Source organism: Paenibacillus donghaensis (assembly GCF_002192415.1).
GTDB classification, from domain to species: Bacteria; Bacillota; Bacilli; order Paenibacillales; family Paenibacillaceae; genus Paenibacillus_AQ; species Paenibacillus_AQ donghaensis.
On record NZ_CP021780.1, the window covers coordinates 2,153,458 to 2,172,046 of the forward strand.

General features: G+C 44.7%; 23 protein-coding genes and 1 pseudogene. 15 read left to right on the forward strand and 9 right to left on the reverse strand.

What is annotated here, in order from left to right:
- Positions 1 to 45: 45 nt before the first annotated feature.
- The gene (locus tag B9T62_RS09205) at positions 46 to 264 is read left to right on the forward strand and encodes a hypothetical protein (RefSeq protein ID WP_087914983.1); all 219 of its coding nucleotides are present in this window, start codon (positions 46 to 48) and stop codon (positions 262 to 264) included.
- A 198-nt stretch (positions 265 to 462) separates the two neighbouring features.
- Here the strand turns inward: B9T62_RS09205 and B9T62_RS09210 are convergent, their stop codons facing one another.
- Both B9T62_RS09210 and B9T62_RS40195 read right to left on the reverse strand, forming a co-directional pair.
- Entirely contained in the window at positions 463 to 1,326 is an 864-nt protein-coding gene (locus B9T62_RS09210) for an ATP-dependent DNA ligase (RefSeq protein ID WP_087914984.1), read from the reverse strand.
- A 69-nt stretch (positions 1,327 to 1,395) separates the two neighbouring features.
- Positions 1,396 to 2,232 (reverse strand): hypothetical protein, encoded by an 837-nt coding sequence (locus B9T62_RS40195; RefSeq protein WP_211296434.1) that lies wholly within the window; start codon positions 2,230 to 2,232, stop codon positions 1,396 to 1,398.
- 145 nt (positions 2,233 to 2,377) lie between these two features.
- On the opposite strand from B9T62_RS40195, the gene B9T62_RS09220 reads away from it, so the two are divergent.
- Genes B9T62_RS09220 through B9T62_RS09230 form a run of 3 tightly spaced genes read left to right on the forward strand, consistent with a single transcriptional unit; the run spans position 2,378 to position 3,361 of the window.
- Positions 2,378 to 2,575 (forward strand): hypothetical protein, encoded by a 198-nt coding sequence (locus tag B9T62_RS09220; RefSeq protein ID WP_087914985.1) that lies wholly within the window; start codon positions 2,378 to 2,380, stop codon positions 2,573 to 2,575.
- Positions 2,568 to 2,867 carry a LexA family transcriptional regulator gene (locus B9T62_RS09225; protein WP_087914986.1) on the forward strand — a complete coding sequence of 100 codons (300 nt, stop codon included), beginning with the start codon at positions 2,568 to 2,570 and terminating at the stop codon, positions 2,865 to 2,867. The genes B9T62_RS09220 and B9T62_RS09225 overlap by 8 nt, the downstream gene beginning before the upstream one ends.
- 11 nt (positions 2,868 to 2,878) lie before the next feature.
- Positions 2,879 to 3,361, forward strand: coding sequence for a YhjD family protein (locus B9T62_RS09230; protein WP_087914987.1), 483 nt, complete (start codon positions 2,879 to 2,881; stop codon positions 3,359 to 3,361).
- 13 nt (positions 3,362 to 3,374) lie between these two features.
- Here the strand turns inward: B9T62_RS09230 and B9T62_RS38900 are convergent, their stop codons facing one another.
- A complete protein-coding gene (locus tag B9T62_RS38900) occupies positions 3,375 to 3,545 on the reverse strand; it encodes a hypothetical protein (RefSeq protein ID WP_157685539.1) in 171 nt (56 codons plus the stop codon).
- Between the two features lie 154 nt (positions 3,546 to 3,699).
- Here B9T62_RS38900 and B9T62_RS09235 point away from each other — a divergent pair, with 154 nt between their 5' ends.
- The 7 genes from B9T62_RS09235 (at position 3,700) to B9T62_RS09265 (ending at position 7,068) form a co-directional block, all read left to right on the forward strand.
- Positions 3,700 to 4,359, forward strand: a complete 660-nt coding sequence (locus B9T62_RS09235) for a DUF3560 domain-containing protein (protein WP_087914988.1) — start codon at positions 3,700 to 3,702, stop codon at positions 4,357 to 4,359.
- Positions 4,360 to 4,461: 102 nt separating this feature from the next.
- Positions 4,462 to 4,683, forward strand: a complete 222-nt coding sequence (locus B9T62_RS09240; RefSeq protein WP_087914989.1) for a hypothetical protein — start codon at positions 4,462 to 4,464, stop codon at positions 4,681 to 4,683.
- A 36-nt stretch (positions 4,684 to 4,719) separates the two neighbouring features.
- The gene (locus B9T62_RS38905) at positions 4,720 to 4,887 is read left to right on the forward strand and encodes a hypothetical protein (RefSeq protein WP_169834357.1); all 168 of its coding nucleotides are present in this window, start codon (positions 4,720 to 4,722) and stop codon (positions 4,885 to 4,887) included.
- Positions 4,888 to 5,025: 138 nt separating this feature from the next.
- Positions 5,026 to 5,271, forward strand: coding sequence for a DUF7667 family protein (locus tag B9T62_RS41725; protein ID WP_087914990.1), 246 nt, complete (start codon positions 5,026 to 5,028; stop codon positions 5,269 to 5,271).
- 732 nt (positions 5,272 to 6,003) lie between these two features.
- The gene (locus B9T62_RS09255) at positions 6,004 to 6,525 is read left to right on the forward strand and encodes an accessory gene regulator ArgB-like protein (protein ID WP_087914992.1); all 522 of its coding nucleotides are present in this window, start codon (positions 6,004 to 6,006) and stop codon (positions 6,523 to 6,525) included.
- 1 nt (position 6,526) lies between these two features.
- Positions 6,527 to 6,670, forward strand: a complete 144-nt coding sequence (locus B9T62_RS09260) for a cyclic lactone autoinducer peptide (protein ID WP_087914993.1) — start codon at positions 6,527 to 6,529, stop codon at positions 6,668 to 6,670.
- Between the two features lie 17 nt (positions 6,671 to 6,687).
- On the forward strand, positions 6,688 to 7,068 hold the full coding sequence (locus B9T62_RS09265; RefSeq protein ID WP_087914994.1) for a LytTR family transcriptional regulator DNA-binding domain-containing protein: 381 nt from the start codon (positions 6,688 to 6,690) through the stop codon (positions 7,066 to 7,068).
- Positions 7,069 to 7,313: 245 nt separating this feature from the next.
- Here B9T62_RS09265 and B9T62_RS41730 read toward each other — a convergent pair whose 3' ends face one another.
- The 5 genes and pseudogenes from B9T62_RS41730 to B9T62_RS09290 all read right to left on the reverse strand — a co-directional run bounded on the left by B9T62_RS41730 (position 7,314) and on the right by B9T62_RS09290 (position 12,603).
- Positions 7,314 to 7,556 carry a helix-turn-helix domain-containing protein gene (locus tag B9T62_RS41730; RefSeq protein ID WP_425436643.1) on the reverse strand — a complete coding sequence of 81 codons (243 nt, stop codon included), beginning with the start codon at positions 7,554 to 7,556 and terminating at the stop codon, positions 7,314 to 7,316.
- Between the two features lie 620 nt (positions 7,557 to 8,176).
- Positions 8,177 to 9,000: pseudogene (locus B9T62_RS09275) on the reverse strand (Rpn family recombination-promoting nuclease/putative transposase).
- A gap of 295 nt (positions 9,001 to 9,295) precedes the next feature.
- The gene (locus B9T62_RS09280; protein ID WP_087914996.1) at positions 9,296 to 10,081 is read right to left on the reverse strand and encodes a DUF817 domain-containing protein; all 786 of its coding nucleotides are present in this window, start codon (positions 10,079 to 10,081) and stop codon (positions 9,296 to 9,298) included.
- Between the two features lie 300 nt (positions 10,082 to 10,381).
- Positions 10,382 to 11,755: a TolB family protein gene (locus B9T62_RS09285; protein WP_087914997.1), complete on the reverse strand. Its 1,374-nt coding sequence runs from the start codon at positions 11,753 to 11,755 to the stop codon at positions 10,382 to 10,384.
- Positions 11,756 to 12,318: 563 nt separating this feature from the next.
- Positions 12,319 to 12,603, reverse strand: coding sequence for a phosphatidylinositol kinase (locus tag B9T62_RS09290; RefSeq protein WP_087914998.1), 285 nt, complete (start codon positions 12,601 to 12,603; stop codon positions 12,319 to 12,321).
- 436 nt (positions 12,604 to 13,039) lie between these two features.
- Between B9T62_RS09290 and B9T62_RS09295 the strand changes: the two genes are divergently transcribed.
- Positions 13,040 to 14,029, forward strand: coding sequence for an aldo/keto reductase family protein (locus tag B9T62_RS09295; protein WP_087914999.1), 990 nt, complete (start codon positions 13,040 to 13,042; stop codon positions 14,027 to 14,029).
- A 22-nt stretch (positions 14,030 to 14,051) separates the two neighbouring features.
- Here the strand turns inward: B9T62_RS09295 and B9T62_RS09300 are convergent, their stop codons facing one another.
- Complete coding sequence (locus B9T62_RS09300; protein ID WP_087915000.1) at positions 14,052 to 14,936, reverse strand: LysR substrate-binding domain-containing protein; 885 nt, start codon at positions 14,934 to 14,936, stop codon at positions 14,052 to 14,054.
- A gap of 219 nt (positions 14,937 to 15,155) precedes the next feature.
- On the opposite strand from B9T62_RS09300, the gene B9T62_RS09305 reads away from it, so the two are divergent.
- From B9T62_RS09305 to B9T62_RS09315, 3 genes are all read left to right on the forward strand, one after another.
- Entirely contained in the window at positions 15,156 to 16,631 is a 1,476-nt protein-coding gene (locus B9T62_RS09305) for a protein adenylyltransferase SelO (protein WP_087915001.1), read from the forward strand.
- A gap of 161 nt (positions 16,632 to 16,792) precedes the next feature.
- Positions 16,793 to 17,302 carry a DinB family protein gene (locus B9T62_RS09310; RefSeq protein ID WP_087915002.1) on the forward strand — a complete coding sequence of 170 codons (510 nt, stop codon included), beginning with the start codon at positions 16,793 to 16,795 and terminating at the stop codon, positions 17,300 to 17,302.
- Between the two features lie 286 nt (positions 17,303 to 17,588).
- Complete coding sequence (locus B9T62_RS09315) at positions 17,589 to 18,587, forward strand: LacI family DNA-binding transcriptional regulator (protein WP_087915003.1); 999 nt, start codon at positions 17,589 to 17,591, stop codon at positions 18,585 to 18,587.
- Positions 18,588 to 18,589 lie beyond the last annotated feature (2 nt).

Here is an 18,589-nt window from a genome sequence, read left to right on the forward strand (position 1 = left end):
AATATAATCGATCATAAAGATTCGCCAAAGTTTGGAGGGGGATGTTTGAGCACCACATACAAAGTCCTAGAGAGTGATACAGACTTCCTGACGGCGGCGCTGACACAATCTAAGGTGTCAGTATGGTACCGGGAAGAACCGGACCCTGAAGGTCACCTGATGGGTTACGGCGGGATCGTGGAGGGATATACTCCAGACTCCATCCAGATAGCTGGTGCCCATTTTGTCCGGGAACGGTTTGAATTTAGAGCATACATAAAATAACCCGTCTGGCTTAGCCTGACGGGTTATAGCTTAATCCTCTTGTTCGTCGAAACATTCTTGGCAAATGCCGGAATCAACAAGATATTCTACTCGCTTACCACATGAACTACACTGCACTTCTTTTTTTTCCAAAATCAACACCTCCCCCACATAAATAATTCCATTTTAAAATAGAATTACCTGCAAGAAAGAAGATGTTTAAATGATAAATTCTGTGAACACCGGACTCCGCAGCATGCCGGACTTGGTCCAGTTCCTCATTCGCACTTTGGCCCGCAGCCTGGGCTCCAGATGTACAAACTCCGTATCCTCGCCTTTTACAAGCTGCTGGACCACACCTCTAAACGCCTGCTTGTGGAGCGGTGACGCGCCGAGCTCAATTATCCCAGCCGGGCGCAGCCTGCCGGATGGACCGGACGAGACCGCAGCGAGCCATCCGAATTCCTGCTTGCGGTAACCGGTGATAAACACTTCGGCGTAGGTCCAGTTAATTACCTTCTGCCAGGCAACGGAGCGGCGGCCAGTTTCATAAATGCTGTTCTTACGTTTGCCGACAACACCCTCCATTCCACGATCCTCGATTTGTTTAAATAGCGCCTCGCCAGCGCCGTCAACATGCGGAACCACTCCAAAACTACCGGATGGCAGCGACAAGCCTGCTAGGATCTCCTTGCGGTGCAGTAGTGGCAACCCGCGCATGTCCTGGCCTTTATACATCAATATATCGAATATAGCGTAATAGGCTGGCAAGGAGGCTGTGAGCTGCCGAACCTTATCCGCCCGGCGCGTCTGGAACCGGCTCATTACAGATTCAAAATCTGATACACCGGTGGCCGGGTCAACACAGGCGACTTCGCCGTCCAGGATAATGTCGTCGGCAAAGGGAAGCTGCAGTTCCGGGTACTGCAGGGTGCACTCGTTATTGTGGCGGGTGTAAAGGCGAACCTTGCTGTCCTGGTGGGAGTAAATCAGCCGGTGACCGTCAATCTTAGGCTCGAATATATAATCGCTGTGGCTAAAAGGGCCAGCAGCGGTCTGTAATAACATAGGTGATACAAACATAAAAAAACCTCCTGCGTCCAATTATAGCGCTATGCTACAGAGGACAGAGGAGGTAAGTGATGGTAAGGATTATTCGGTTGTTGTGTACTCACTTACTTCAAAGGTTAGGATCTTATCATGTATTACGTATTCAGTTCGCTTGCTAAATGGTCCTTTGTTATTATCATGCTTGTCAATTCCATATCGAGCTGATCCGGTGGCCGAATCATACCATTGAAGGAACACATTAACCTCAGACAGTGGTAAATCGAATTCTTTTTCGGAGCCAGTTGTCATTGTGACAGTTAAGATTGCACGATCGCCGGAAGGTATTTCTGGAGTAGGAGCAGGAGTAGGAGCAGGGTCCGGCGTCGGTGAAGGAGTGACTGTTGGTTCTGGAGTGGAAATTTGTTCAAAAATATCAAACTCCTTAATTGTGTTTCCAGTATTAATGGCACGAAGTGCTACATACCTTACATCCAGATAAGATATTGCAACTTGCTCTCCTGTATTGTATTGATTCTCAATCGGTGAACCAATTTGGTTTTTATTCGTATCAAAGAATGCGATTGTAACAGTACCACCCAAAAGTTTGTAGTTGGAAATATTTTTACTAGATCCTAGGTCGAACCAGTACCATCTATTAGTAATTGTTTTTTCGTTTGTATCAACATTATTATCAGTTAAGCTAGTGATAGTTGCGGCTGAAGACCACAAAGTATCGCTTTTAAATCCTGCTTTGCTGTTTAACAGTCCTCCTGGTAAGCGTATGTTGAAGTGGTAGGTACAAAAGAAGAGATTAAAACGACAAACAATACAAGGGCTAATGATGAAAGGATTAATTTGATTTTTTTTGACACCAGAATATTCCACCTTTGTAATAAGATGAGGTAAGAGTAAATGATAAAGCGTATTCTGTCTAAACATTAATTCTTATATTTGGGATTATTAGATCGTTATCAATCAATATACATAATTATGGGAACTTAGGAATATACTCATGATTGATTATAGAACGTTCGTTTGGTTATAATGCAAACAAGTGTTCTTGTTTTAACGGAGGCGATTAGCCATGAAAATGAGCATCGGCCAAACCATAGAAATGATATACCTGGATAAAGCGGGCAAGATTACGCAGCGGACTATTGAGGTGCGCGGGATTCGGGACGGCCGGATTCGTGCCACCTGTCTGAGTACGGGCCAGCCCCGTGTGTTCTTGGCTGCCAATATTCTGTCGTGGCGTCCGGTACCGGAGCGGCAGCATGCTTGACGACACCCCGCGCAAGCTACTGCGGATCATTGTGCAGTTTAAGTATCATTTTAAGAGGATACCTACGATCCAGGAGCTGGGGCGATTAAGCGGGCGGCGACCTGCGGAGATCATCAGGGGATTTAAAGTATTGGCTTCAGAACATTATATAGAGTGGGAGGCAGGCAAACCCATTGAGACAGCCGTAGTCCTTGAGATGTGGGAGCGCAACGTACAATTAGATTCAGGGCCACAGGATGGCGCACAGGGCGGCAGGCGTGGCGGTAATGCTGACTACTGGTTGTATCATTAAGGGGATGTATTATGAGTAAGCTAGATGGCAACGAGCGGTGGAAGACCAAAATGCTGTTGACCGATCATGTGGAGCAGTATGAGCAAGCGGAGAGGACGGCAGCGAGCAGTAACAAGATGCTCACCGCCGAAGAGCGGAGCATGATCCGGGATCTGATCTTGTTACCTCATATAGATACAATGGTCGCCAAGAGCCTGCGGGAGCTGGATCACTCCAGCAGCATATTAAAGCGGGCTTATCAGATGGTCGGAGAGGCGATCCAGCGGAGAGTTATGCAGGATACCTACCAACTCCAGAAAGAGCTGAAGCAGCGTAACATCCGTTTTATCCCTGATGAGCAGACCGATTTTGTTATATATCATAAGGTATTTTGCCGGGGGTACCAGGAGCGGTTTGGCTTGACCCGAGATGTCATGAGGACTGAGATCAGCTTAAGACTTACCCGGTATACAGCCGAGGTCGGCGCAGTATTAAGGGATCATATAAAAAAGTAAACCCCGTCAGTGATTATACTGGCGGGGTTTTACGCTTTTCTGCGGTTATTCTATTTACGATGACGCTGACCGTGCATTTCTCGCGGTCGGCTTCTTCGCGCAGCCATTCTAATAACTCGGGTTCAAAATAGATAGCCTCGCGTATTTTCTTTTCGGATTCATCCTTTTTTGGACGACCAGCCATAAAATCACACTCCTTGTCCTATTGAATTTTACAGCATTTAAAAATATTTAGCAATATGCGTAATTATCTATTTACAAGCATTTAAAAGCATGTTAAATTAGATTCAAGAAGAACAACGACATGCCGGCGGGCATACGCGGGAGGGAAAAGGGACATGAACAAATTTAAGAAATTTTTCCCCAATGTGTGGGTAGCTGAGTGCGAGGAAGAATACGAAAAAGGCGAAATTATTGAACTTGAAACGAAGTATGGAAAATCGGTTGAGTGCGAAGTCCACAATTTGGTTGCCCAAAAGAATGGTTTGTTTTATTACTCAATCGTAAGGCTTGAAGAGCAGACATACGCACAGAGAAAAGCAGGACGATACAATAACAGTGCCATAAACCACATGGCAAAAAGCGAAGAACGCCTTAACGCATCAAACGAAGGGCGGGAGTTTTTATCACTCGGTGAACCTATAAAAGTGGGACACCACAGTGAAAAAAGACATAGGGCTTTGATAGAACGCAATTGGAATCGTATGGAAAAAAGCATGGAGTATGCCGAAAAAGCAAAAGAAGCGGAGCGGAAAGCGGAATATTGGGAAAACAAAGCTGATGAAACAACGCTTGCCATGCCGGAAAGCCTTGAATACTTCAATGGGCGACTTGAAAAGGCGATAGGCTATCACGAGGGGTTGAAGAACGGCACGATAGAAAGAACTCATTCTTATTCGCTCACTTACGCCAAAAAGGATGTAAACGAGTTGAAGAAAAAGGTTGAAATAGCTGAATTGCTATGGGGGCGAACAGATGGCAAGCGAAAAACTATTTGAAATCCGCCAATGGTTTTTTAGCAATGGAGGCGAGGTATAACTATCAGGGGCTACGGCCCCACTACACTACAGCCGGAGGGCTTAAACCTTGGGGACTGATCCATGAGAAGATATAGATTCACGTATTTTGAAAATAATTTGTTTGCTGGTACGGCATTCGCAGAGTCAATGGAGGGTGCGATAGAAGAGTTCGCCAAAGTGAACTACTTAACTGATGCTTTCTGGAATGGCGGGGAAACCATCGACACAGATTCCACTAAGGTGGAGTTTGTTGACAATGACGGAGATGCTGTTGCATACAGCGTCACTCTCATTACCGAATAACATCAGGGGCTAAGGCCCCTCTAAAGGAGGATGAACGTGGAGTTTACTGGAATGGAAGAATACGCGCTTGAAGAGACGCTAAAGTCCTATATCAAGTTGCTGGAGGGCGATATAGAGAGGTGGCATGACAAGCCGATAGCGGATACCTGCAGATTATTCTTGGCCGATGCTCAATCGGCTTTGGCAAAAATAAAGGAACGATAAATCCGCCTGATGAGTGCATAAGCGCCTTGGACCGGCTGCGGGGCTGGTCGAAACCTACCGGACATATAAATCCGGGATGGTCGCGGAATCCGCCATAAGAGAGCAGCACGCGCTCTCACATGATAGGAGTGGATTAATATGCTTCCGGTACACCAAAGGTTGGCCGAAATCTTTCAAGAGCATTTGAAGGGACCCTTAGACGATGACTTAGCAATGGATCTGCAACATTGCCTCTACGAAAACTCGAAATACTGCTGGGACTACAACACCCTCAACAATCAACTTGTGCAGGCCAGATCCACACAAGATGTATCGTGGGAAGTGGATATCCTGGTTAAAATGGATTGGCTGCGCCGGTCCGGGAAGTTGGTTAAGGGGTACTGAAAAAACACCGCCTGATAGACCTATTTCGTAGTAAATAAGTAGTATACGCTATACCTGGAGCGGATATATAATTAATCTGTTGTAAGAAAATTATGTCAGGCGGTGTTGTGTATTGTCGTGGGAGCCGGTAGGTTTTATGTTTTTTTCAACTATTGAAACAATTGCTGTCTATTGTGTTGTAATGACTCTGTTTAGATTCAAATCTAAACAATATATTTGGGAAGCTCTATTTGTTAGTTTGCTCATTAACCTTCAGAGTTATATCCTCAGAACAGAATTTTCAATGTCTTATCTTGTTCCACTTATTACTGTAATGATATTCACCTTTTTATTCGCTGTGGTCGTGAAGATACCGTTAATATGGTCGTTGATTTCCACAATTCTCGGATATGCTGTTTATGCATTTTTGCAAATTGCTTTTACAGTCCTTCTGTTCGGTTCTATCAGTGCAGCACAATCAAGCGCTTCGAATGGTTACCTTTTGCAATTCGCAACGGGCACAATAACAATTCTATTATCGATTTGGCTTTACAAGATTGGGTGGGGCTTCAAGTTCGACTTCGAGAGATTGAGGTTTAAATTCGAAGATGTCTTTATTATTGTGCTAATAATTGTTTTCTTGATTCTCATATCGATCATCTTCTATTATAACCAGTTGTTTTTGCTGATACTGTTTTTCACTTCAACCATAGTCTTTCTACTTTACTATGCAATTTGGAAGGAGAAAGGCAAGTGATAGAGTTTTTAGCCAACAAAACTGCAACGGCAATTAAAAAACAGGCCCCAGATCATCCTGCGTCCATTGCTGTATTGAAATATTCTCTGGCCATGATTATAAATGTCACTTCTATTATTCTTTTTACATATCTCATATCACTGTGGACAGGAAAAACAAAAGAAGTCCTGATAATTATGTTTGGATTCGCTCTTTTAAGACAAGTGTCGGGTGGTAAGCATCTTAAGAGCGGTGAAGCTTGTGTAATAATCACAACCTCTCTTTTTACAATATTATCGTTCTTTGAAGTAAGTCAAATTTACGTAGTAGTAATTAATTTGATAAGCCTTCTCTTAGTAATGATGTTCGCACCTTCTCGGATCGAAAAACAAAGTCGCATACCGAAAAGGCATTATCCTAAATTGAAGTATATTTCAGCGTTCTTAGTTTTACTGAGTTTAATTATTCAATCGCCAGTGTTGTCTATTAGCTTTTTCGTTCAGTCTGTAACCCTTATTTCGCGAAGGGAGGTGAAATAGAATGTTGAACCTTGTGAAGAAGGTTAATCGTAGTGCTGCTTTCGGCGCAGCGTCGTTTCTGTCGGTAATTGCACTTGGGATCGTAAACACAGCAAGCATTGTGTTTATTTATTCAGGAGAAACTCCAGAAGAATTACTTAAATAGTAATGGAGATGGCCTAAATGATGATAAGCGTGGCGAAAGATATGGAGGGCTTCACCGGCCTAACCCATATTGACGTGAACAGAGTGGCATTTTTAGAATGCGATAGTCGCCTGGGGAAAGTAATGTTTAACACTGTAGACAACGAAGTTTACTACAGTGAGGGGACGTTGAAATATTGGACTCAAGCGTTAAATGGAAGTGGCTATAATTTTTATATTGCTGATCGAAGCACTTCGGTAAATATAGAAAACATCACTGAAATGAATGAATTTCTGAAAGTAGCTTACTTTGAAATCAATAAAAGTAAAACATCGAATTACTGCACAATGTCCAAAAGTGGATACAAGGAAGTCACATCTTTAATCATCGACAAGCAGATTGACGTATCATTCACCTGAAGCTACCTAATTGGTAGCTTTTTTTAGTTCCAAATATTATAGCACATTTGTGATGAGAGAAGTTGTCGAAGAATGGTGTCGAATCAATAAAATTCACTGCTGTGAAATGAAATTTACATATAGTAGCACATAGTATTTAATTAAAGTAAATCCAGCGGTTGAAATATCATTGACAAATTTTCGAGTGTACTCTTATTTCTGGTTTGTGTCATCGGGGAGCAGAAAATCTACTCCGTCCTGTTGCGTTATTTAGGCCACTCGTACACTTCGGATTCCAAGCAGTTGAGCACCAAACAAATACCTCGCATAGTCAGAGGTGGTATTATCTGATGATCATTCTCATACTTCGAAATCGTTTTAGTAGATACGATGAGTCCTAAAGCATTTAATCCGTCCGAAAGGTCCTCTTGTTTCATACCTCTGGACATTCTGAGATCGCGCAACAGGCACTTCCCGTGACGAAGTGCCAACTTAAGCAATGCCTCCAATCTTTAAAACAAGAAGGTGTTTTCGAGCGAATTATACCATGTTGTGATCTAGTAAGTAAATTCAGGAAGCAAACCAAGAAGGGGGTAGAAGAATTGTTATCACATGAGATTACATATGATAAGGCGATAAAAGAAAAATACTTGGAAATCAAAGTGAGATCGACACTGAAAGTTATGAATGCATCGCTACCAGCAAAGGTCATGGTTGTCACTCCTAATAAAACACACCACTTGGAACTTCAACCATTAAGATAGCTTCAATTATTCGAATGTTTAATCGGGGGACGAAGTGGGGACGGATTGGGGACGCGACCAACTCGGATATCCTTTTATGTACGAGTAGTGGCTAGGTTTCAAAAATAAAAACCCTTATTAATTAAGGGTTTTTAAGATATACACGGATTGTCAAAGGCCAGTAATTCACTTTGACAGGGTAGGGGTCATGGGTTCGAACCCCATCCGTCCTATATCGAGGAAGCCTTATTCTATAAGGCTTTTTCTTTTGTTTAGAGATAAGTTGGAATGTAGAAAATCGTCTATTGGTGGAGTGTACTGGTCAAAAAAATACTAATTTAAAAATAAGAAGAGCTGACCGCAATGGGTCGGCTCTTCTGTGTTTTTTACTGCAACGGCTTTAATGTCTTAATCTCTTCTTCGCTGAGGCCAGAAGCTTCAGCAATGATAGAAATTTCAACACCTAGAGCAAGGAGTTTCCTTGCCATATCAGTTTGTCCTTCTTTCCGTGCGCCTTCAATCATCGAGGCTTCATCATGCAAATACTTTTGCCGTGACTCATACAGTCTCCGCGCCTCCAGGTCCTGGCTCAAGAATTCCAATGTATCCATAGCTTTCTTTAACACAGGTTCGTTCATCGCCAGCACCTCCCATTTGGATTGATCCGCGCCTTTCAGGAACAACAGCCAGTTCACAAGTCCGCCTTCCTCAACAGAAACAGCCTGCCCATCCAGCTTCGGCAGTTCCAGAAAGTGAACTTCAATATCATCGATTAGCGGTATTGCCGTTCGGTCTTCCCGTAGATGAAACACACTATGATACAAGTCATTGGGCAGAAAAGTATAGTTCAAAATGTTAATGGTTACGCATCTTTTAAGCTTGCTGTAGGACTGACCTTCCTGTAATTGCCCTGAGTATTGCTTGCTCCAGTAGAACAACGTTCGTTTCTCAGTATCGTATTTATTGAACAGCTGCATTTCAACATTGATGATTTCACCCTCTGTAGTTCGGGCTCGTATATCCAGTATAGACTGTTTATCGCGAGGAGAGTCTTTATCGGTGTATGGGTTTAGCAGAATAACTCGCTCAGCGGTGGTTTCCCGGCTTCAGCAAATGTACGGTTAAGAAAGACTAGCAGAACATCCCGATTCTCTTCACTGCCAAATATACGTTTGAATAGAAAATCATTACGTGGGTCAAGCAGTTCCATCTTTACCAATTCCGTTCTCTTCCCATTATATCATTATCCATATTTGTTGCGTAATTCAAACGTTAATCCTACAATAGCGTTTTTTACTTCCAGAAAGCACAAATAGACCAAAACAGCATTTGGTCGGGTTATACATACATATGCCCACAATTGCTGGCAGAGGATAACTATATCAGTGGTAGCCCGGTAAACCACCTGAGAGCGCCGTTATCATCGAGGGGTGGCAGCGCAAATCTAAAAATTGAATGATCATAATCATTCACCTTTCTTCTCCTATTAACTAGTTAGCTTAATCTTAGCTGGACCATAAATCTTTCGTTTTCCGGCTAGCTTTAACATGTTTAAGCTGGGCAACAATAATGACGCTAATGATTACCAGAAGGAACCACGAACTGATCTTATTGAAACTAACCAGTTGCCAGGCTTGGTATTGGTCAGGATATTTCCAAGCATTAAAAAATGTAGCTATATTTTCGGCTAACCAGATGAAAAAACCTACTATGAAAAAAGCCAGTGTCAAGGGCATTCGATAAGTAATGGTCCGTACCCGGTATATGATCCATGTTCTCCAAAAGACAATGAGCACAAGCGCCGTCAGCCACCATCGAAAATCGGGAATGAAATGATGTGTGAAAAAGTTCAGATAGATGGCTCCTCCTAGTAATCCCGCAGAAGTAAGCCCCGGCCAGCCGGTCATGTCCATCTTCAGTCTACGCCATACCTGACACATAAAGCTTGCGACACTTGCATACATAAATCCGCTATAGAGCGGTACACCGAGTAACTTCGTAAGCCCGGGCTCAGGATATGACCATGAACCCATCCTTACCTTATATATTTCCAGCAACAAACCAATACAGTGAAATATACAGATGACTTTAATTTCATCGCGTGTCTCTAATCCACTGCGGTACATGAGGTACTGCACTGTAAGCAGTATAGAAAGAATGGCATCATAACGGTAAACAAAAGGCACCTCTATTACGCTAGAAAGAGCTAAAGTCCCAAAGATCGCAATAGGAAATATGCAACTCATCGCCTGATGATAGCCAAAATGCAGTAGTTGTATTATTGGTTTCAATGATGTTATCTCCTCTAAGAACTTTATCAGTAATTACCTCATAATATTCATGATGATAGTGAATAAAAGATATAATATGTAGTTTGACCACACTTTTAACTTTAGTAAAATGATAAAGGTAAAAAACCTTTTGAAAAAGAGAATTTATTCTGTTTTTATTTCCTATTTTCGATCCATTAATTAAGGGTTTTTAAGATATACACGGATTATCAAAGATCAGTAATTCACTTTGACAGGGTAGGGGTCATGGTTACCTGTTAGCTCAACAACTTCTCCAACTTTAACTTCTGGCTCCGTTGGCTAAATGAACGACAGCCGCCCGCCAATTTGACGGATGTGGTTGACGTCGGCCCACAGGATAAAATAATTGTAGAACGTTTCCCCAATTTGGACAGGGCGGGGGTATCTCACGATAAGGGCAGCTTGCTTATTCATCTCCGCTGGTTGGTCGGCCGACGGGAAAATGAAACATGCCTCTCGATTTTGTATCGTCATAATGACAATCCTAGGAGAAGAGCCGTAAGGCATCAATGGATGAAAAGCTTCGGAGTTGCATACATCGGCAATCCGGTCGCTCGCTGAAATCGCGGATACCTGGAAAAAACCGCCGAACCCTTCGTACCTCTCTTCGCTGACCCGGTGCCAGTTTGCGGGGTACGAAAAGGATACCCGGTACACGAAGCTTGTGAAGATGTTTTCCGGAACCCTGCTGACGCGAGGAGACCACTGCAAGGCGGTAATCCGGCCGCCGCTGAGGACGTTCACCGGTATCTGCTCCCTGATATCGACAATCCAGAGCTGACTTGCGCTTTCTACACCTGCGCATCCCGATAAATACGCGATTTTTTCACCGTCCGACGACCAGCCGACGGGAGTGGCGAAACAGTCGGAAGCCGCCAACGTCCTTTGATTCTGACCGGTACGGCTGTCGATTTGGATGAGAGAATAATAAATCGGCTCCTTATAGGCGGTTGCGCTGTAGGCGATGCTCCGGGAGTCAGGGGACCATGCCGGGAAATAGTTTTTGGCGAGCGGTCCACCTTCTAGCGTATTGATGGTACCAGTGGCCAAATCAACCGTCGAAATGATGGAGATGCTTGCACCGGGGAACGTATAAAGTGCGAAGGTTCCGTCCGGGGAAATCCGAACGTCATGGAGCGGTCCGTCCGTATTTTGCGTGATTTGTCTCCGATCTGTGCGATCGGCCCGGATGCGGTAGAGCTGAGTGACGCCGGTGGAATCCGGAGCCGCAAATAGAAGCTCCGTACCCGAAGGGAACCACTGGACATCGCTGGCACCCGGCTCAGGGATGGCATAGCTGCTATGTGAGCAAGTATCATAGACGACGATTTGCGCGTTTTTGACATACACGAGAGAACGGTTGTCCGGGGACCAGTCTAGCAGCGTGTAGGGTTCGATTTGGTCGATCCTGGCTACAGCGAGTGTGACAGTATTCAGCAGGTGGACCACGTTGCCAATGCCGATGAAAGCGATTCTCCTGCTGTCCGGAGACCAATAGGGAACGGAAAATTCCGCACCAAGCCCCTTCGTAAGTTGAAAATTAAGACCGTCCTGCGGTCGGTACAGCCAAATGTCGAACATTCCGCCGCGGTCCGACGTGTAGGCAATCCATCCTTGACTGTGATCATAAGGAACAGCTTGCACGGCCAACATCCTCTCCTGAATCATCTTATACTTCAGATGTATTCAGTGGGGGACGGTTAGGCGACAGTCCCGGACGGAATTTATGCCTCTTCATCAATTCTGACCCTTATTCACTGTTAGTACAAGAGTGGCTGTACTCTATCCAATTCCTATATAAGTCAAGATTCGTTACTACTTAGGTCCAGCGACAAGTAACACAAACCTCACCAAACAATTAGATGCGAAACTGCAACTAATTTCAGCCGAAACGTCCATTATCAGGATAATAAGTGCATATCTGCAACTAAATTCGAGTAAAGCAAGCTTATTACGCTCAAAATCTTAAATTAGGTGCGGTTTCGCACTTATTTCTTCCAACACAGGAAAAAACGGCTAAATAGATGCAGTTTCGCAACTAATTCGGAAGTGTTCTTATCATACGGAGTCCTAAGTAGTGACCAAGATTCAGACTTGTTCCTCGCTAAGCTCTTTAGAAAGTTCATAAGCATCTCAGAAGAGAATTCATTCTCCTCTTTATATCCATCTATTAACGCCTTGGTAATGGATCGTTCATAATCTCTTATGTTCTCTCATCAAATAAAAAATGGAAGTAAGTACAAAGCAGCAATTGCACCAAAAGGTAACCGTCTCCGGATAAAGCGGCGTCTTGGGTAGAAACCCGGATAGTACCCAAACTGTCTATAGCTAGAATTTTGCGCTGGCATACCATGAACCATTTCGTTCGTCGGAATAGCAAGAGTAACATAGTCCTGATCCACATGAGCAATAAACCCATCATGAGCCTGACCGTCGGTTGTTGTAATACCAACGTATTTATTCATGCAGTTCCAGCTGATTTGTTGATAACTTGTTTCCATGAACACCCTCCTCAGATAAATATATCTCAACAACAGTCTATGGACTTAAACCTATATTGTTCACGGCGAATGCCCATTAATAAATATTTGGATTCATTACATTCATTAAGGAGAGATAAACGCGCTTGGATGATTATTTATGTATTTTTAAAAAGCGGAATTATGATCCTCAGTCAATATGGATTGGACGTTCAGGTAAACAAAGCAATTACAGGGGATAACGCATTTGCTCATTCTTCCGGCATTGACTGCGCGCTCCGGCCGTCATGCCTTCAAACATGCTGTGGAAAGGATGTGCTTTGAAACCGGTGTTACGGCAGAACGCAGTTAATCGCTCTGTAATACTTTTTTCGAATCAAAATGCTTATAAAAGAATATTTCACCTATTAATAGTGGTTTGTTACTATTAAATTGTTATCTAAAGGAGGTAAAAAGGATGAACTATCGGAAATTGGGTGCAAGCGGCTTATCGCTCAGTGAGATTGCTTTTGGAAACTGGATTACCCATGGTGCTCAAGTGGATAATGATACGGCCAAAGCTTGTGTCCATGCTGCACTGGATGCGGGAGTTACTACATTTGACACAGCGGATGTGTATTCGGACACGAAAGCGGAGACGGTGCTGGGACAAGTCTTAAAAGGAGTGCGGCGAGAAAGTATCGAGTTGTGTACCAAGGTCTATCAGCCTACAGGAACAGGGCCTAACGACAGAGGGCTTTCGCGGAAACATATTATGGAAGCCTGCAACTCTTCGTTGAATAGGTTGCAGACAGATTATATAGATATCTATTATGCCCATAGATTTGATAAGAAGGTATCGCTGGAAGAGACCTTTCTGGCATTCTCGGATCTGGTGCGCCAAGGGAAAGTTCTGTATGTCGGGATCAGCGAGTGGACGGCTGAACAGATTGGACAAGCGGCGGTTTTGGCCCGGGAGTTGAGAGTTCCCCTGGTGGCTAGTCAGCCACAATATTCGATGTTATGGCGAGTGATCGAAGCGGAGGTTGTACAAGCCTGCGAGCGGGAAGGAATCGGACAGGTGGTCTGGTCCCCGCTTGCCCAAGGAATTCTTTCAGGGAAATATCTGCCGAATGAACCGATGCCGCAGGGGTCCCGTGCTTCGACTTCAGCGGGCTCTCCATTTTTTGAGCGATTAGCTGGTCAGTGGCTGCGCACCGAGGTTCTGGTGGCTGTATCCAGACTTACCTCACTTGCACGTGAAGCAGGGTTGACGCTGCCGCAGTTGGCCTTAGCATGGGTGCTGCAGAATCCACAGGTGTCGGCTGCAATCATAGGGGCATCCAAACCAGAGCAAGTAAAAGAAAATGTCAAGGCTGCAGGGATATGTCTAGAACCTGAATTGATGAGTCAGATCGATAAGATATTAGAGGGACTAGTTGAGCGTGATCCTGAAAAAACCGGTTGAATACAGCTTATTTGCTAACATTTTACGAGGGATTCTTTTCTTTTAAAATCTCCACAAACGCAGAAATGATTGCCTGATTCGTATCCGTTCTCCAAGCGGCATAGAAGGGGACGGGCGGCGCGGTTTCTTCAAAGGGACGAAACACGACACCGCTGCGTTGGAACACGGAAACCGAAGAAGGGACAATGGAAACCCCCAGGTTCGCAGCCACAAGGTTTACAATGGTATACATCTGGATCGCTTCCTGTACAACATTGGGATAAACGCCATGCTCTGCGCAGAAGCCCATGATAAGATCATGAAAAGGAAGTCCGAGATGACGCGGGAAAAAGATGAATGGTTCTGAATGCAAAGATGAGACAGACAATGTCGGCAGCTTAGCCAACGGATGTTGATCAGGTAATACGGCAACAAGGGTTTCGTTGTTTAAGCTATAATGATTAATATCCTTTGCCGGCTCAATGAAGCGCAGGAATCCAATATGAAGGGTACCGTCATGCAAGGCCTGCCATTGCTGGGCAGAGGTCATCTCCCGTAGATTCAGCTGAATTTGCGGGAAACGTTCCCGGAATATTTTCAGAACATCGACCATAATTCCACCCTCTGCGGACCCGATAAAAGCAATGTTTAAATGTCCAATGATGCCTTGACTTGCCAGCTGTACAGTTTTAATAGATCGCTCCAGTTGAGATAAGATCATTTTGGCTTCCTCTAAAAAAATGGAACCCGCTGGCGTGATCCGAACTTGACGTTTGTTCCGTTCAAATAGTTTTACGCCAAGTTCTTGTTCCAGAGCTTGAATCTGCTGACTTAATGGAGGCTGTGTCATATTTAATTTCTCCGCTGCACGATGGAAGTGAAGCTCTTCTGCTACAGCAATAAAGTAATGTAATTTTCGTATATCCATTTTTTGTGGCCCTCTTCCCCAGTGATTGTTCTCAAATCAGTATACGGATTACTAAACAAAAATGAAAGTATGCATAGAATTCTGTAATTCATCAAATCTATGGAAACGAGAGACAGGAGTAGTCACTGTATTTGCACTGGTCAAGAGGGGATAATAAATGAGCAGTAGTATACACTAAACGAAAACAAAAGCTACGACATCAAGAGAAAAGGAGACCTTATGACTGAGAAAAAAGAAATTGTAGATGCAGGCTGGAGCTTCGACAATAGTTATGCCAGTCTGCCGGAATCTTTGCTTACAAGGCTCAAGCCAACGCCTGTTCGCTTACCGAAGCTGATCATTCTTAATGATCCGTTGGCAACCTCTCTGGGGTTGAAAGGCTCAGCATTGCGAAGCAAAGATAATGTAGCGGTTCTTGCAGGCAATGAGGTACCTGAAGGTGCTATGCCTCTTGCTCAGGCTTACGCAGGACATCAATTCGGACATTTCACCATGTTAGGAGACGGCAGAGCAGTGCTGCTTGGCGAACAGATCACTCCCCTGGGCGAGCGGGTTGATATTCAGCTTAAAGGCTCTGGCAGAACGCCATACTCCCGCCGGGGTGATGGCCGGGCGGCACTTGGGCCGATGCTACGGGAATATATTATTAGCGAAGCCATGCATGCGCTTGGGATTGCTACCACCCGTAGTTTGGCGGTGGTAACAACCGGTGAGTTGATAATCCGGGAAACTGAGCAGCCGGGTGCCATTCTGACCCGTGTGGCAGCCAGTCATCTGCGCGTCGGGACCTTTCAATACGTCTCAGCCTGGGGTACAACCGAGGATCTGCAGGCCCTGGCAGATTACACATGGCAAAGACATTATCCGCAAGCGGATGCTGGTGAGAATCGTTATCTTTCTCTGCTTCAGGGAGTGATCAAACGTCAGGCTGAGCTGATTGCCAAATGGCAGCTCGTCGGCTTTATTCACGGTGTGATGAACACCGACAACATGGCTCTAAGTGGAGAAACTATTGATTATGGGCCTTGTGCCTTCTTGGATACCTATGATCCTGAGACGGTATTCAGTTCCATTGACGTTCAGGGCCGTTATGCCTATGGCAATCAGCCACATATTGCCGCTTGGAATCTCGCGAGATTTGCGGAGACCCTACTGCCACTCTTGCATGACAACGAGAATCAGGCTGTCAAACTGGCAGAGGAGGCCATTTCAGATTTTACAGAGATGTATCACCGTAATTGGCTCACAGGAATGAGGGCGAAGTTGGGGATCTTTAACGAAGAGCAACAGGATGTATCTCTTATTGAGGGCCTTCTCGGTATGATGCAAAAATATGGTGTTGACTACACCAATACCTTCCGTGCTTTAACTTTGGGCAAACCTGAAGATACGCTCCTATTAGGTACTGAGGAATTTGCCCAGTGGCATGAGCTGTGGCAGGCGAGACTAGGCAGACAGGCGGAGTCACTAACCTCCTCGCAACAGCTGATGTACAGCAGCAACCCTGCGTTAATCCCGCGCAACCATAGGGTAGAAGAGGCACTGGAAGCCGCGGTGAAACATGAAGACTACAGTGTGATGGAACGGCTGCTTGAGGTTCTTTCGAACCCTTACGCGTACTCACCCGAACAGGCAGATTACACGACACTGCCTGAAACATCCTCTTGTCAATATCGAACCTTTTGCGGTACTTGATTTGGAAACAATAGCAGTACAATAATAATAGATTTTTGGATTGTGATGAGATAACTTGAACGCTAAAGACACTAACCACGCGTTAGTGTCTTAATGAAATTTGAGGGAAGCGGATTTGTTTGGTAGGATTATACATAAACTTAGTTATTAGGGGGTTGCTAATGGATATCGCTTTTGAGTTAATTGAAAGTATGTTGGTTAAGTTTAGATCGGAAAAGAAATGGACTCTTCAAGCACTTGAACAATTGTCCGAAGAAGATATTACTTCTTCCCCAACAATGGAAAGTAACAGTATTGCCAATTTAGTTGCTCACATTAGAGGGGCAGCACACTCTCGAATTGAAACAATCCTCTTTGATATTCCTGACACAAGAGATAGAGAGAGGGAATTTGAAAAAGGACTGGAAATGTCAAAAGAACAAGCCATAAAAATGACCAGAGAAGCTTTTGATATTATCATTCAATATCTTGAACGTCTCCAATCGAACCCTGAGTTATTAATGTCACAACCATTTCTTAATTTACCACCTCTTACCTATAGCCAAGTAAATAACGAGACGACAGCTCTCAATCTTATGATAGCGATGGTGAGAGAGGTTCATTATCATACGGGTCAAATCATATATGCTGCAAAAATGAGAAAGGGACAGCTTGTATGGCAATACGATTAAAATAGCATCTGACGATTCGGAACGTGTACTCATCCAAAGTAATCTGATATCAACAAACCGGAGGCGCATGTTGGGCAGCACTCCGGCTTGTTTTTTAATGTATTGGGATTTGACCTCAGCTCGCAAGGTAAATCCGATGGTGATTTGATTACACTGGGCCTCAATGAGGCTGTTTGCTTCCTGCTGAAGAAGCTATTTTGGGTACTTGTAAATTCAAACGGGATGTGCTAATCTAAAAATATAAAACATGTAACCGGTTACACAAATGAGGGGGTGACAGCAGTTCATGATGACAATTAAGGATGTCGCAAAAATTGCCGGCGTTTCGGTGGCCACGGTTTCACGGGTGATCAATGAATCGGGTTATGTCAACATCGATACCCGCAAAAAGGTTGAGGCGGCGATTCGGCAAAGCAATTATTCTCCCAATGAAGTGGCCCGGTCTTTATACAAACGAAAATCCAAGTTAATCGGTTTGCTGCTTCCGGATATTACCAACCCTTTTTTCCCGCAGCTGGCGCGGGGCATCGAAGATTACATGCAGGAGAATGGCTACCGGATTATTTTTGGCAACAGCGATGAGAATGCGGATAAAGAGCTGGATTATATTCGCACCTTTGTCCAGAACAACGTCGTTGGCGTGATATCATCTACGAATTTTCCCGACAGCGGGGCTTATCTGGAAATGAATATTCCGGTCGTCTTCCTGGACCGTACTTCCAATGACAGTCCTTCCGTTTACGCAGATGGCCGTAAGGGCGGACGTCTTGCCGCGCAGGAAATGGTTGCAAGAGGCAGCAGCCGGATTACCATTATCCAAGGACCTGCCCATGTCAAGCCGGCGCAGGACCGATTTCAGGGCGCGGCTGAAGCACTTGCTGAAATGGGGATCAGCTACAATGTGATCCAGACATCATCCTTCTCCTATACCGAAGCGGGGCAATGGGCGACCGAGCTGTTTGAGCGATTTTTGGATACGGACGGTGTTATCGCCAGCAATGATATTGTGGCCTCGGCGGTTCTTCGTGAAGCCCATCGGCTTGGCAAAACCGTGCCGGAGGATGTCCAGATTATCGGATTCGACGATATTCCGCTCAGTAGCCTGATGTCGCCATCCTTGTCCACCATCCGCCAGCCCGCGCGTGACATGGGCAGCGCGGCGGCCCGATTATTGATTCAGCTCATAGAGCAGGATCAGGTGGAAGACAAGATCATTCAGTTGCCCGTCAGCTTCATCGAGCGGGAAACGACCCGAAGCAGAATGGAAACCAGTAAGAAAGGGTGAAA

Bases quoted from the DNA above. Each gene is read 5' to 3' on its own strand.
- B9T62_RS09210 (WP_087914984.1), bottom strand. From the start codon at position 1,326: ATGTTTGTATCACCTATGTTATTACAGACCGCTGCTGGCCCTTTTAGC.
- B9T62_RS40195 (WP_211296434.1), bottom strand. From the start codon at position 2,232: ATGTTTAGACAGAATACGCTTTATCATTTACTCTTACCTCATCTTATT.
- B9T62_RS09220 (WP_087914985.1), top strand. From the start codon at position 2,378: ATGAAAATGAGCATCGGCCAAACCATAGAAATGATATACCTGGATAAA.
- B9T62_RS09225 (WP_087914986.1), top strand. From the start codon at position 2,568: ATGCTTGACGACACCCCGCGCAAGCTACTGCGGATCATTGTGCAGTTT.
- B9T62_RS09230 (WP_087914987.1), top strand. From the start codon at position 2,879: ATGAGTAAGCTAGATGGCAACGAGCGGTGGAAGACCAAAATGCTGTTG.
- B9T62_RS38900 (WP_157685539.1), bottom strand. From the start codon at position 3,545: ATGGCTGGTCGTCCAAAAAAGGATGAATCCGAAAAGAAAATACGCGAG.
- B9T62_RS09235 (WP_087914988.1), top strand. From the start codon at position 3,700: ATGAACAAATTTAAGAAATTTTTCCCCAATGTGTGGGTAGCTGAGTGC.
- B9T62_RS09240 (WP_087914989.1), top strand. From the start codon at position 4,462: ATGAGAAGATATAGATTCACGTATTTTGAAAATAATTTGTTTGCTGGT.
- B9T62_RS41725 (WP_087914990.1), top strand. From the start codon at position 5,026: ATGCTTCCGGTACACCAAAGGTTGGCCGAAATCTTTCAAGAGCATTTG.
- B9T62_RS09260 (WP_087914993.1), top strand. From the start codon at position 6,527: ATGTTGAACCTTGTGAAGAAGGTTAATCGTAGTGCTGCTTTCGGCGCA.
- B9T62_RS09265 (WP_087914994.1), top strand. From the start codon at position 6,688: ATGATGATAAGCGTGGCGAAAGATATGGAGGGCTTCACCGGCCTAACC.
- B9T62_RS09285 (WP_087914997.1), bottom strand. From the start codon at position 11,755: ATGTTGGCCGTGCAAGCTGTTCCTTATGATCACAGTCAAGGATGGATT.
- B9T62_RS09290 (WP_087914998.1), bottom strand. From the start codon at position 12,603: ATGGAAACAAGTTATCAACAAATCAGCTGGAACTGCATGAATAAATAC.
- B9T62_RS09295 (WP_087914999.1), top strand. From the start codon at position 13,040: ATGAACTATCGGAAATTGGGTGCAAGCGGCTTATCGCTCAGTGAGATT.
- B9T62_RS09300 (WP_087915000.1), bottom strand. From the start codon at position 14,936: ATGGATATACGAAAATTACATTACTTTATTGCTGTAGCAGAAGAGCTT.
- B9T62_RS09305 (WP_087915001.1), top strand. From the start codon at position 15,156: ATGACTGAGAAAAAAGAAATTGTAGATGCAGGCTGGAGCTTCGACAAT.
- B9T62_RS09310 (WP_087915002.1), top strand. From the start codon at position 16,793: ATGGATATCGCTTTTGAGTTAATTGAAAGTATGTTGGTTAAGTTTAGA.
- B9T62_RS09315 (WP_087915003.1), top strand. From the start codon at position 17,589: ATGATGACAATTAAGGATGTCGCAAAAATTGCCGGCGTTTCGGTGGCC.